General features: G+C 65.6%; 12 protein-coding genes. 4 read left to right on the forward strand and 8 right to left on the reverse strand.

Features of this window, described 5'->3' with window-relative positions; genetic code table 11:
* The first annotated feature begins 40 nt into the window (after nt 1–40).
* Nucleotides 41–658 (forward strand): PH domain-containing protein, encoded by a 618-nt coding sequence (locus KI794_RS02010; protein WP_162921004.1) that lies wholly within the window; start codon nt 41–43, stop codon nt 656–658.
* A 15-nt stretch (nt 659–673) separates the two neighbouring features.
* On the opposite strand, the gene KI794_RS02015 is transcribed toward KI794_RS02010, so the two are convergent.
* Nucleotides 674–1,195, reverse strand: a complete 522-nt coding sequence (locus KI794_RS02015) for a YqaJ viral recombinase family protein (RefSeq protein WP_119281869.1) — start codon at nt 1,193–1,195, stop codon at nt 674–676.
* Between the two features lie 257 nt (nt 1,196–1,452).
* On the opposite strand from KI794_RS02015, the gene KI794_RS02020 reads away from it, so the two are divergent.
* Nucleotides 1,453–2,175, forward strand: coding sequence for a response regulator transcription factor (locus KI794_RS02020; RefSeq protein ID WP_119281632.1), 723 nt, complete (start codon nt 1,453–1,455; stop codon nt 2,173–2,175).
* Nucleotides 2,176–2,200: 25 nt separating this feature from the next.
* Here KI794_RS02020 and KI794_RS02025 read toward each other — a convergent pair whose 3' ends face one another.
* A complete protein-coding gene (locus KI794_RS02025) occupies nt 2,201–3,007 on the reverse strand; it encodes an enoyl-CoA hydratase-related protein (protein ID WP_255808953.1) in 807 nt (268 codons plus the stop codon).
* 362 nt (nt 3,008–3,369) lie between these two features.
* Between KI794_RS02025 and rplJ the strand changes: the two genes are divergently transcribed.
* Both rplJ and rplL read left to right on the forward strand, forming a co-directional pair.
* Entirely contained in the window at nt 3,370–3,879 is a 510-nt protein-coding gene (gene rplJ / locus KI794_RS02030; protein WP_119281630.1) for a 50S ribosomal protein L10, read from the forward strand.
* Between the two features lie 72 nt (nt 3,880–3,951).
* Nucleotides 3,952–4,332, forward strand: coding sequence for a 50S ribosomal protein L7/L12 (rplL, locus tag KI794_RS02035; RefSeq protein ID WP_119281629.1), 381 nt, complete (start codon nt 3,952–3,954; stop codon nt 4,330–4,332).
* A 74-nt stretch (nt 4,333–4,406) separates the two neighbouring features.
* On the opposite strand, the gene KI794_RS02040 is transcribed toward rplL, so the two are convergent.
* The 6 genes from KI794_RS02040 to KI794_RS02065 all read right to left on the reverse strand — a co-directional run bounded on the left by KI794_RS02040 (nt 4,407) and on the right by KI794_RS02065 (nt 12,678).
* Entirely contained in the window at nt 4,407–5,516 is a 1,110-nt protein-coding gene (locus KI794_RS02040) for a baeRF11 domain-containing protein (RefSeq protein WP_255808954.1), read from the reverse strand.
* 175 nt (nt 5,517–5,691) lie between these two features.
* Entirely contained in the window at nt 5,692–7,227 is a 1,536-nt protein-coding gene (locus KI794_RS02045) for an amidohydrolase (RefSeq protein ID WP_255808955.1), read from the reverse strand.
* A 9-nt stretch (nt 7,228–7,236) separates the two neighbouring features.
* Entirely contained in the window at nt 7,237–8,952 is a 1,716-nt protein-coding gene (locus KI794_RS02050) for an amidohydrolase (RefSeq protein WP_255808956.1), read from the reverse strand.
* Complete coding sequence (locus tag KI794_RS02055; RefSeq protein ID WP_255808957.1) at nt 8,949–10,748, reverse strand: dipeptide ABC transporter ATP-binding protein; 1,800 nt, start codon at nt 10,746–10,748, stop codon at nt 8,949–8,951. The genes KI794_RS02050 and KI794_RS02055 overlap by 4 nt, the downstream gene beginning before the upstream one ends.
* A complete protein-coding gene (locus KI794_RS02060) occupies nt 10,745–11,722 on the reverse strand; it encodes an ABC transporter permease (RefSeq protein WP_255808958.1) in 978 nt (325 codons plus the stop codon). Before KI794_RS02060 ends, KI794_RS02055 begins: the two co-directional genes overlap by 4 nt.
* 5 nt (nt 11,723–11,727) lie before the next feature.
* Complete coding sequence (locus KI794_RS02065) at nt 11,728–12,678, reverse strand: ABC transporter permease (protein WP_119281624.1); 951 nt, start codon at nt 12,676–12,678, stop codon at nt 11,728–11,730.
* Nucleotides 12,679–12,733 lie beyond the last annotated feature (55 nt).

Below are 12,733 nucleotides of genomic sequence, written 5' to 3' on the forward strand. Positions count from 1 at the left end.
TGCACCGACGAGGCGCAGGCTGACAGGGCAGAATAGGGGTATGCGGCGTACCCGAAATACTCAGGAGACCACGGTGCTCCCCTCGCAGGGGGCCGAGCAGGTGCTCAGGGGCGCGGGTGATCCCGGGACACTCCCGGGCCACCCTGCGGGAGCCAGCCACCAGGCAGGAGCGGCGCCGCAGCAACCCGAGGAGATTGTCGTGCGCGTGCGGCGGCATGGCAGGCATCTCACCATTCCCGTGCTGCTGTTGTTCGTGGTGGCCGGGTTCGGTGGGTTTTTTATCGGCACGCTTCCTGAAGCGTGGATGAATCTCGCCGCCGCGGGCGGGGCAGCCGTGCTCATCGCGTTCGGCGTGATTGGTCCGCTTCTCGGCTGGCTCGCGCGGCGTGCGGTCGTGACGACGAGGCGCGTGATCTTGCATCACGGCTTCTTCGTCAGGCATCGCAGCGAGATTTCGCTCGCTCGCGTGCGTGAGGTTCGGTCAAAGCAGAACCCAGTCCAGCGCATCTGGGGGTCTGGCGACATCGATCTGCTCGTCGGGGCCGAGGCCACCCGGATCCCTGACGCTCCTGGTGTGAAACTGCTGCACGTTGCGCTCCAGGAACTCTCCGAGCGAAGCTACGACGAGCAGGTGCGGGCGACAGCCTTCGGAATGTAGCCGCAGTCGCGACACCTAGGTTGTGCGCGCGATGAGTACGTCTATGAGCTCACTCGCGAGCTTCACGAGGCGTTCGATCTCTGATTCGTCGCGGTCGATCCACCTGAACTCCGGGTCGCCAACGGGAACAAAGTTCTCGTGGCGCTCCCAGACCATGAGCGTTCGTTCAGCCCCAAGCACGTACTGCTGCCACCAGATCTGCCGTAGGTAGTTTCGAGGAATGACTCGCCATTCCTTGTTCGTCGTCTTGATCTCGGCAAGTTCAAGGGCGCCAGTCGCGCGCTCGACTAGGCCATCAGGCGTCGCAAGATGGCGGAGATCTGTCGCCGCGTGGAAGAGCGCCGAGCTTGGGCGGATCCCGTGCTCACGCTCGACCCACGCAGCGATCTCGGGCTCGCGCGCCTTGCCGTGCTCCGTGTAGGCGTTGCCGATGAAGCTGCTGCCGTACATCTTTTCGCGCGCCGCAGTTTCGATTGAGCGAGGAGTCGAAAGCTTTGCGACGTCGGTCGCGGTAATGCCGCGGGCCCGCGCGCGCATCCACGCGGCTCGATCGGAGCCGTCGGTGACGATGCGCGAGAGGTGTGCTCCAGAGCGGGCCGCGGGGCGTTCTGACTCGGAGATAAGCACCGAATCATTGTCGCACGACGCCCGAAGCTTCTGTGGAGGCGAGCCGCGTAGTCGACCAAATGGCGCGCGTGTGCCAACGCTTAAGCTTATGTCGGCTCAAGAGTATACATGTGTTTGCAAAAGTTCGCCCCCAGCGTGCCCCCAGACGCGCCAGGCACTATATATGTATGACTGCCGAGACGCTCACGAGACAAGATGGAACAATGGTGCGCGCCCTCGTCGTGGACGATGAGGAGTCGATAACCCAACTCATTGCGATGGCACTTCGCTACGAGGGGTGGGAGGTGCGCTCTGCCGCATCCGGAGAAGAAGCGCTTCAGGCAGTCGCAGAGTTTCAGCCAGATGTTGCTGTCTTTGACATCATGCTCCCCGATTTCGACGGAATGCGGCTCCTCTCTCAGGTGCGCGCGAAAGGTGAGATCTTCCCGGTCCTCTTCTTGACTGCCCTCGACTCTGTCGAAGAGCGGGTCGCCGGCCTCACCGCTGGCGGCGACGACTACGTCGTCAAGCCGTTCAGCCTCGAAGAGCTCCTCGCCAGGCTTCGCGGCCTTGTGCGCCGCTCGCAACTACGTCTCGCGTCGCAACCCAACCCAATTCTCCGGGTCGGCGACCTCGAGCTCAACGAAGATAGCTATGAGGTGTCGCGTGGCGGCGAGCTGATGCAGCTGACGAATACCGAGTTCGAGCTGCTGCGCTACCTCATGCGCAACTCTGGGCGTGTGCTGTCGAAGGCGCAGATCCTTGACCGTGTGTGGAGCTACGACTTCGACGGGAAGCCGACTGTCGTCGAGTTGTACATCTCGTACCTCAGGCGAAAGATCGACGCCGGGCGTCCGGCCATGATCCACACCGTGCGCGGTGCCGGATACATGCTGAAGCCTGCCGACTAGGGCCTGAAGCCTGCCGATTAGGGCGTTAGTGTCCGATAAAAACCGGGCGCCGCTTCTCGAGGAAGGCTGACGCTGCTTCGATGGCGTCGCTCGTGCGCCCACTCGCGATGTTTCTCCGAGCCTCGCGCGCGATCGCGAGCTGGAACTCAGGGGTGGTCTCGGTGAGGTTTGCCTTCACGTTCCGCAGGGCAATCGGGGGCTTCGCTGCGAGCCCCTCGGCCATAACGTGTGCCTCAGTGTGAAGTTCATCGTCGGCAACGACGCGGGTAACGAGGCCGATCCGGAGCGCTTCGCGCGCACCCACTTTCTCGTTGAGGAAGAACAGCTCCTTCGCTTTCGCCTCACCGAGCAGGCGGGTCAGGAGCCAAGTGCCTCCGAAGTCGCCCGAGAGGCCAGCGTCAAGGAACGCGGTGCGGAACACTGCTGTGTCTGACGCGAGTCGCAGATCGCAGGCCGCGGCGATCGAGAGACCAGCGCCTGCGCAGGCGCCGCGGATGGCGGCGATGGTGATGAGTGGGCTCTCGCGCAGGAGCACTGAGATCTGCGTCGCGCCGAGCAGTTCGCGAACGCTCGTCTCGCGCGCGGCGCCGCCCTTCGTGAATCCTCCTGCCGAGAACTTGTCGAGATCGCCCCCGACGCTGAAGTGGGCGCCAGCGCCGGTAAGCACGAGCACGCGAACTTCTGTTGAATCGGTGAGGTGCTCGAGCGCAGAGCGCACATCGCTCACGAGGTCGTCGCTGAACGAGTTTCGCTTGTTTGGGCGGTTGAGTGTGAGCGTGGCGACTGCGCCGTTGATCTCGATTGTTGCGGCACTGCTCGTTGGTGCGTGCATGGGAAGCTCCTTTGCTCCGGGAGTGTGGCGGGGAGTTCGCGCCATCTCCACCCTCGCCTGGCTTCCTGGGAGAACGGCCCACTGTTGCGCTGATTTTTGCTACCCGTAAGGGTGTGCTATTCTTCTAGCTGGCCCAAGACCGCCGGTAGAGTTCGCAAGAACTCCGGAACGCTCGCAGCCTCCAGTAGTGGAAAGTGCGAGGACCAGCGCAGGTACAGAACTCCTTGACATGCGAACTTGTTCCATGGATTTGAAGCTCCGTGCGTGCGCGCCGGAGCTTTTTCAGTTTCTGGGAATCGCTTCGTGCGGCACGGCCACCCGTGAGGCACTCGCTTCACGGCTACGACAATCAAGGGAGCGCCATGGCTACGAAGGACGCTACGGTCGCCGATCTTCAGAAGCAGTTTGAAGAGTCGGGCGCCGTTCTGCTGACTGAGTACCGCGGTCTCACGGTTGCTCAGTTGCAGGAACTCCGCAACAGCATCCGCGAGCACGCGACGTACGCTGTGGCGAAGAACACGCTGACCAAGATTGCGGCCAACAAGGCCGGAATCACTGCGTTTGACGACGAGCTCGCTGGCCCGTCGGCACTCGCATTCGTGCACGGTGACACTGTCGCCGTCGCGAAGGCGCTGCGTGACTTCGCCAAGGCAAACCCTCTTTTGGTGATCAAGGCTGGCTACTTCGATGGCAAGCCTCTGACCGCCGCTGAGGTAGGCAAGCTTGCCGATCTCGAGAGCCGCGAGGTGCTGCTGGCCAAGGCTGCCGGCGCCATGAAGGCTTCGCTGATCGGTGCTGCACAGCTGTTCAACGCTCTGCCCGCCAAGGCCGCTCGCGGCTTCGGTGCGCTGCAGGAGAAGCAGAACGCTTAAGGATCGGCATCCGCCGACCGCAAACAATCTGTTCCTGCGCGATGTGCAGGGCAAACATCAAGGAGAATCATCATGGCTAAGCTTTCGACTGAAGAGCTGCTTGAGCAGTTCAAGGGCCTGACCCTCATCGAGCTCTCGGAGTTCGTCAAGGCGTTCGAGGAAGAGTTCGACGTTTCGGCTGCTGCTCCGGTTGCAGTTGCTGCTGCTCCGGCTGCTGGCGCAGCTGAGGCTGTCGAGGAGAAGGACGAGTTCGACGTCGTCCTCGAGTCGGCTGGCGACAAGAAGATCCAGGTCATCAAGGTTGTGCGCGAGCTCACCGGCCTGGGCCTCGGCGAGGCTAAGGCTCTCGTCGAAGAGGCACCGAAGACCGTTCTCGAGGCTGCAAAGAAGGACGCAGCTGAAGAGGCAAAGGCTAAGCTCGAGGAAGCTGGCGCTGGCGTAAAGCTTGCGTAAGTTTTCGCTCTAGCGAACTGAAGGTGGGCCGTCCCGATTGGGGCGGCCCACCTGTGTTTGTGGAGTGGGGTTCGTTAGACGCTGAACCGTACCTCGGCCGCGAGCTGTGCTCCGCCAGGCACCTCGCTGCCGCGCAGCGCGAGGACGCGCCCGCCGCTCGCGAGCACCTTCGAGGCGAGCTGGTCGACGAGGCTGTACCCCGGGGTGCTGTCGGCCACGAGTCCGCCAACCTGGTCGTCGAGTGTGCCTTCGGGGTGGGCATCCATGTCGACGTAGAGCGTTGAGATGGCGCCCGCCACGGCTGCGCGGGAGATGTCGGTCAGGTCGAGCACCGCGCGGCCGGCAGACTGGAGGTTTCCGAACTTTTCCTGGCGCTCAGCAAGCTCGTCGGCGTAGTAGGCGTCGAGGATCTCACGCGCGGCAGTGTCGATCTCCGTGGAGCTCAGGTTGTCGGGGTTTCCCGAGATGCCAGCGTCAAGCAGTTTCGCGTTGCGGGTCACTGACCTGAAGACGCTGTCGAGGGGTTGCGCTGCCGCCAGGATCAGCGGGCCGCGCGTGCTTCGAAGCACGGGCGCGATCGCGCGGTCGACTGCCCGTGCGTAGCCGAGGAGACGTGCGTCGTGGCCCTCTGGCCCGTGCAGCCGGCGGCGGTGAGAGTCCACTCCAGGGTCTTCGACGTTGAACGTGTCGAGGAGGTCGCTTGGCAGCTCGGGGACTGGCAGCTCGGAGCCGCGATGGTCTGGCCCGATGACGATGAGCCTCACGTCTTTTTGGCTGAGCGCGAGCACTGTCGCGTCGTGGGCGAACGTGATCGTGCGAAGAAGCGGCACGACCCTGAAGTGGTTACCGGAAAACCACTCAGACTCGAGCTCGTTGGGGAGCCTGTAGGCGACGGTGCGCTCGGGGCTCGCGAAGACGACGAGGCTGTGCGATAGATATCGCCAGAGCTGGGTGTCTTCAAGCAGGGCGCGTAGCCCGGCCTCGGTTGCAGCGATTTCCGCAGCGTCTCCACCGTGCGCGGTGTGTTCTGCGACGGCTTCGCTCACGAGGTTTCCGAAGCTTATTCGGTTCGCCTCGGCATCTGTCGTCACCGGTGACGTTCGTAGCACGATGGTGATGAGGTTCGGGCGCTCAACCGCAGCGAGCTGCTCGATCTCTGAACGGAGCGGAATATCGGTGTGCATGGGCGATCCCCCTTCAACGTCGTCGCGGGACAGCGGGTTCGCGCCCCACGTGAGAGAATCCCTGTGGGAAACTCCCGTGGGATCCTTAGCCCCTACCTTGCCCGATGAAGCGTAAAAAAGGAATGATGCAGTTGTGCAACGCGCGTGCACGCGCGAGGGAAACCGCGCGAGATCCCTATGCGAGCTCTCCCGTCGCCGTGTGCGCGAGGTCGGCGGTGAGATGCGTTGGAACGCCGCCGAGCAGTGTCGCAGCGACGCCCGGCGGCCGGAACCCGGCCGGGCCTATTGGGAGTGCAGCGGTGAGTGGATCTGAGTCGAGCAGCACGAGATCGGCGTGATCGCCCACGCCCGGAGCGAGCGGACCGCGCATCGAACACGCGAGAGCTGCAGCTACCGAGATGCGCTCCTCGGGAACCCAGGCCGGGCTTCCTGCGCTGGCGCGCGTGACGGCGGCGGCGATCGCGTGCCATGGGTCAAGCGGCGCGACAGGGGCGTCAGACCCCAGCACGACGTTCGCCCCACTTGCGAGGAGGGACGCGAGCGGGAACGCGCGATCCGCCCGGTCAGCCCACTCGGCACGCATGCTTGGGACGTCGTCGATGAGGTGCGCTGGCTGAACGCTCGCACCCACGCCAAGCGCGGCGAAGCGAGCAATGTCCGAGCTGCGAAGCAGCTGGGCGTGCTCGATCCTGCCAACCGCCCCGGTCGCCCCGAAGGCGTCGAGCGCCTGCGCGTTCGCGCGGTCACCGATCGCGTGTACCGCGGCCCAATACCCTGCCCGCTTCGCCCGCGCGAGGAGCGAGGAGAGCTCCGCTGGCGCAACAACCTCGCGACCGTGCCCGCCGCCGGCGTAGGGCTCGCAGCAGAGCGCAGTGCGAGTTCCGAGGGACCCATCGGTGATCACTTTGAGTGGGCCGACGGAGACGAGCCCGTTTGTGCCAATCGGCGACCCCGAGCCCAGACCGCAGTCGATGGCGCGATCAAGGTGCTCTGGGTAGATTGCGCTCTCGACGCGCAGCGCGCGAAAGCCGCCGAGCTCACGCCGCGTCCAGTCGTCGAAGCTCCACCTGATCTCAAAGTCGACAACCCCGACGACGCCGAGCGCCGCTGCACGTCGTGCCGCGAGATCCACCGCTGCGTCGAGCGCCTCATCGGTGGTGCGGTCGAGCTCGGCGACAAGCCCAAAGCACTCGTCTTCAACGACGTGCGCAGAGTGGTCGGGAGAAAAGCCGTACTTGGCAAGCGCCGCGCTGTTGAGCCAGGCGCCGTGGAGATCGAGCCCGACGAGCACGATGGGCACACGGCTGCTCACGGAGTCGAGCTGCTCGCGAGAGAGCCCGCCCCAGTCGCCGCCTCGCACGCGCATGCCGATGAGCTCGGTCGGCGCGCTTCCCGACAGATCAGGAGCAAGGTAGCCCGCCGCGAGCTCGAGTGCGGCCGCCGGCGAGTCCGCAGTGACAAAGTCTGGGCGGCTCGACTGCTGGGCCCACTGCCCGAGGTGCACGTGCTCGTCCCACAGCCCCGACGTCAGCACCCGGCCGTCGGCGCGGAGCGTCCGCGCCGACGCAGCGCTCACTCCGTCGAGCTCGGTGAGGGCCCCGGCTGGGGTGAGGGCCGAGATGACGCCATCGCCTCCGATCCAGACGTCAGTGACCGTGCTCGACCCAGGGAAGCGAGCCCCTTGGATGAGCTGGATTGCGGCGTCATGCATCAGGTAAGCCTACGTCGTCGCGCGGTGCGCGACTGCGCCGCCGAGCACGGTGAGCAGGACGGGGGCTTCGGCGAACTCAGCGGCGTCTGCGGTGAGCGGGTCAAGCCCGAACGCAGCGAGATCCGCGACAGCGCCGACCCGCACGAAGCCATCGGCTGGCCTATCGATCGCTGCCCAGCAGTTGTGGGTGATGGCGGCGAGCGCGCGCTCCGGCGTGAGCGCCTGGTGCTCGTCGACGGCTGGGGTACCGGCCCCGTGCCGCTTCCGATTCACCGCTGCCGCGAAGACGCGGCGCGCGTCGAACTCCTCGACGGGCCAATCCGAGCCGAGGGCGACGATTGCCCCGGCGTTGTCGAGGTCGGCAACGCGCCAGGCGTTGTGTGCGCGCTCAGATCCAGCGCCCAGCAGGGTCGTCCACATGTCGAGCCCGTCGGGGCGCTTGCAGAACGCGTGAATCGGCTGCATGCTCGCGGGCACACCGAGCTCAGCGAACCGTGGCACGAGGTGATCGGGGATCGTCTCAACGTGTTCGATACGATGCGTTACACCGCGGGCGTCTGCTGGCAGTGAGGCGACGGCGTCGAGCACGAACTCGACGGCGCGGTCGCCGATCGCGTGCGTTGCGGTCTGGATTCCGCGCGCAGACAGCGTGTGTATCGTGCGGGTGAACAGCTCGGTCGGCGACCAGTACGGTTCGAGCCCGCCGCCTCTGGTATCTGCCTCGAACAGCCAGGCTGAGCCGTTGTCGATGCTGCCGTCGAGCATGAACTTCACGCCTTCGACGTGCCAGCGGCGGCCGCCCGTGCCCTGCAGTGCGACGATGCGCTCAAGCGTCTCATCCCACGGGTCGCTCGCCCGCCAGAGCGGTGAGACGCGCACGCGGGTTGCGAGCTCCCCGGTCTCCTCAATCGCCCGCAGCACCTCGATGTCGCCCTCTTCCATGTTCATCTGGTGAAGCGACGTGTATCCGGTGGCCGCGAAGTCGGCGAGCTTCGCTCTGACCGCGGCGACGCGTTCTGCGAACGGCATTCGCGGGTAGAGGTCGGTGACGAGGAGCTCGGCGTCTGACTCGATGAGGTAGCCGGTCGGGGTGCCGTCCTCGTACACCTCTATGGAAGCGTTGTTGCCAAAGTCTCGGGGGCCGTCGATGCCGGCGAGCTCAAGGGCGCGCGGGCTGGCGATCACTGAGTGGCCGTCGAACAGCAGCAGGTACCCCGGGCGGCCACCGAATGCCTCGGCGAACGGTGCGTTCGTGAGTTCGCCCCCGACAAACATGTCGAATGAGAGACCGAACCCGCGAATCCACTCGTCTTCCCCGCAGGACGCGGCGAACTCGGCGATGCGGTCGGCGACCTCCGCGATTGAGGTGCAGCCGTGAAGCATGAGCGCCTCGTGTCGCGACTCGGCACCCGAGAGCGGGTGCACGTGAGCGTCGACGAAGCCAGCGGTGATTGTCGCGTCGCCGAGGTCGATCGTCTCCCCGGCAGCCACATCCCAGGCTGTGGCGTCTGCCCGCGACCCGACCGCAACGATGACCCCATCGGTGATCGCGACGGCGTCTGCACGCGGCCCGTTCACCGACGACAGCGGCTCTGCAGGCGCTCCCGTGTGCACGCGCCCGCCGAGCACGACGAGGTCGGCACGAAGCTGGGTCGTCGACCCGGATCCTGATCCAGTGACGGGCGCGGCAATCGCGCCTGATGAGATCTGCGCCTCAGACATCATGTCGCGGGTCCTTCCTGCTCGACCGAGAGGATCGGTTGAGCCAAGTCTGTAGCGTGCGCTCGGCGCAGCCGCTGCACCGCGGGGTCGGGCACGGGAACCGCGGCAATGAGCCGCTGCGTGTACTCGTGCTGCGGGTGGTGCAGCACCTGCTCGGTCTCGCCGATCTCGACGAGCCTGCCCCGCTGCAGCACGCCAACGCGGTGGGCGAGCAGCTCGACGACCGCGAGGTCGTGGCTGATGAACAGCGACGCAAAGCCGAGCTCGCGCTGCAGGCCCGTGAAAATGTCGAGCACCTTCGCCTGCACAGACACATCGAGGGCGCTCGTCGGCTCGTCTGCGATTACGAGCTCGGGCTGCAGCGCGAGCGCGCGGGCGAGACCGATGCGCTGGCGCTGGCCGCCCGAGAGCTCGAACGGCTGCCGCTCTGCAAACGTGGCAGGCAGTTCGACTGCGTCAAGCAGCTCGAGCGCGCGGGCTCGATGCGCGCGTGCGCCGCCGGGCGCGCGGTGGATCCGCATCGGCTCGGTGATGCACTGCTCAACAGTCATGAACGAGTTGAACGAGGCTGCAGGGTCTTGGAACACGAAGCCGACGCGGCGGCGCAGTTCGCGCAGCTCGCGGCGCTTCAGGCGCTTGAGTTCGCTGCCAAACACAGTCAGCGACCCTGCGGCGATCTGCTCGAGGCCGCCAATCGCGCGCCCAATCGTCGACTTGCCCGATCCCGACTCGCCAACGAGGCCAACGACCTCGCCGCGCGCGATCGTGAGGTCGACCGCGTGCACAGCCTTCACCGGGTTCGTGCCAAAGCCGCTCTTGTAGACGATATCGACGCCGCGGAGCTCGACGGCGCTTGCTGAAACTGCGCTTGCTGAAACGGCGTCTGCCGCAGCAGTCGCCGAATCCGCGGTGTCGAACTGTTCCGCTGAGTGTGTCGCGACGGCCGCATCGGCAATCGTCGCCGAGCTGACGCGGGATCCGCTGCCGAGCCTCGGCACCGCGGCGAGTAGCTGGCGCGTGTACTCCTGCTTCGGGTTTGCGAAGAGCTCCTCGACCGGCGCCTCCTCGACGAGGTCACCGCGGTACATCACGGCGACACGGTCTGCGAGGTCAGCGACGACGCCCATGTTGTGCGTGATGAGCACGATCGACGCACCAAACTCGTCGCGGCACTCGCGCAGCAGGTCGAGAATCTCGGCCTGCACGGTGACGTCGAGCGCGGTTGTCGGCTCGTCGGCGATGATCACCGACGGGCGTAGCGCGAGCGCCATCGCGATGATGATTCGCTGCTTCTGTCCGCCGGAGAACTGGTGCGGGTAGTCGCTGTAGCGGCGCTCGGGGTCGGGAATGCCGACCGCGCGGAGCATCGCGAGCGCGCGCTCCTTGCGCTCGCTGCCGTCGCTCATGCCGTGGGCCCGCAGGCCCTCCTCGATCTGCCAGCCGATAGTGAAGACAGGGTTGAGTGCGGTTGACGGCTCCTGGAAGATCATCGCGGCCTTGCCGCCGCGGATCTCGCGCAGCTCAGCGTCAGACGCGCTGAGCACATCGGTGCCCGAGAGCAGCACGACGCCTGAGCGCCTGGTGCGCGGCGGGAACAGCCCGAGGGCGGCGCGCGCGGTGAGGGTCTTGCCCGAGCCCGATTCGCCGACGATTGCAAGGATCTCGCCCTGCGTAAGTTCGAGCGACACGTTGTTCACCGCGTGCACGGTGCCGTGGGCGGTGTCGATGTTCAGCGTGAGCTGCTCGATCGCGAGTGGCGCTGTGGTCTGCGCCTGGGGCGCTGTTGTCGCGGTGCTCATCCGTTGAACTCCTTCTTCATGCGGCCCGGCGCGAACACTGCGACGGCGCGGGCGAAGATGCCCGGGCGGCCGGTGAACTCGCGTGAGCGCTGGTCGACGAGGTCGCGCAGGCCGTCGCCCACGAGGTTGAGGGCGAGCACCGTGATGATGAGGAACGCGCTCGTGATGATGATCATCTGCGGTGCCTGCATGATGACTGCCTTGCCGTCGTAGAGGATGTTGCCCCAGCTCGCGTGGGGTGCAGGCACGCCAGCACCGAGGAAGCTCATCGCGGCCTCGGTGATGACCGACTCCGCGAAAGTGAATGTCGCCTGCACCACGAGCACCGAGAGCACGTTGGGAAGAATGTGGCGGATCATGATGTGGAACATGCCCGCGCCCTGCATCGTCGCGGCGGTCACAAAGGTCTCGGAGGTGACCGCGAGCGCTCGTGCGCGCACGAGGCGTGCAATGCCCGGCGTGTAGACGATCGCGAGGGCGATGATGAGGTTCGTGACGCTCGGGCCGAGCGCCGCAGCGAGGGCGACAGCGAGCAGGATGGCGGGGATCGCCATGAGGCCGTCGCAGATGCGCATGAGGATCGCGTCGAGCACCGGGTTGAACACCGCGAGGATGCCGATGAGCGCGCCGATCACGCCACTCACGAGGGCAACAACGAAGCCGACGAGCAGCGACGTCGAAGCGCCGGAGATGATGCGCGTGAAGAGGTCACGGCCGAAGTTGTCGGTGCCGAAGATGTGCTCTGCAGACGGCTTTGCGAGGCGGTTCACCGGGTCGACCGCGTAGGGGTCGAGTCCGAGCACAGGCGGCAGCACGTACGAGATCACGAAGATCGCGAGGATGATGATGATGCCTGTCATGAACCCGGTGTTCGAGAGCGCCCGGCGCCACAGCGTGTTCTTCGGTGCCTCTGGGCGCATTGAGAGCACGGTCGTGTTCGGGACTGGCAGGTTGTGCGTGTTGGGTGCGGTCATGACGCTCAGGCCTTTCCGACGCGAACCCGCGGGTCGACGATGCCGTAGAGCAGGTCGATGAGCAGGTTGGTGAGGAGGTAGATGAGGGTGACAAACAGGATGACGCCCTGGATCACCGGGTAGTCGCGGCGCGAGATTGAGGTGACGAGCAGTTGACCGAGACCCGGGATGTTGAAGATCGTCTCGGTGACGGCGGCACCCGTTACGAGGCCGCCGAGCGAGAGGCCGACGATCGTGAGGATCGGGAGGCTCGCGTTCTTCAGGGTGTGGCTGAAGAGCAGCCTGCGCTCGGCGACGCCGCGCGAGCGGGCCGCGTCGATGTAGTCGGCTGAGAGCACATCAAGCACGGCGGCGCGGGTCGTGCGGGTGATGAGCGCCGCGGTGATCGCACCGAGCGCGATGCCAGGCATGAGCAGCGTCTTGATGCCGTCGCCGAAGCTTTCGAACGGGTTCACGTAGCCCGAGATTGGCAGCCAGCGCAGCGTGAGGCCGAAGAGCAGCATCATGCCGATCGCAAGCACGAAGCTTGGCACAGTCATACCGAGAAGTGTGAAGCCGGTGACCATCTTGTCGAAGGCGCGTCCGCGGAACCGGGCGGCGATGGTGCCAAACGGTACCGAGAGCACGACCGCGACGATGATCGCGATAACGGCGAGCTGGATCGTTGGCACTGCGTTGTCACCGATCGCCTCTACAACGCTCTTGCGCAGGAAGTAGGAGTCGCCGAGGTCGCCGCGGAAGATACCGCCGACCCAATTGAGGTACTGCATGACGATCGGCTCGTTCAGGCCCATGCTCTCGCGGAGCGCAGCGACCTGGTCGTCTGCGGCCTTCTCGCCGAGGATGCGGCGGGCTGGGTCGCCAGGAGTGAGGTGAATGAGCGAGAAGATCACCACCGACACCACGAACAACACTGGGATGAGGCTCAGGAGCCTGCGAAAGATAAATCTAAGCATCTGCGTTCCGGGGTCGGGGTGAGCGGGGTGAGAAAAGCGGTGAAGCGGGGTGGAT

It is taken from the genome of Leucobacter aridicollis (genome assembly GCF_024399335.1).
GTDB classification, from domain to species: Bacteria; Actinomycetota; Actinomycetes; order Actinomycetales; family Microbacteriaceae; genus Leucobacter; species Leucobacter aridicollis_A.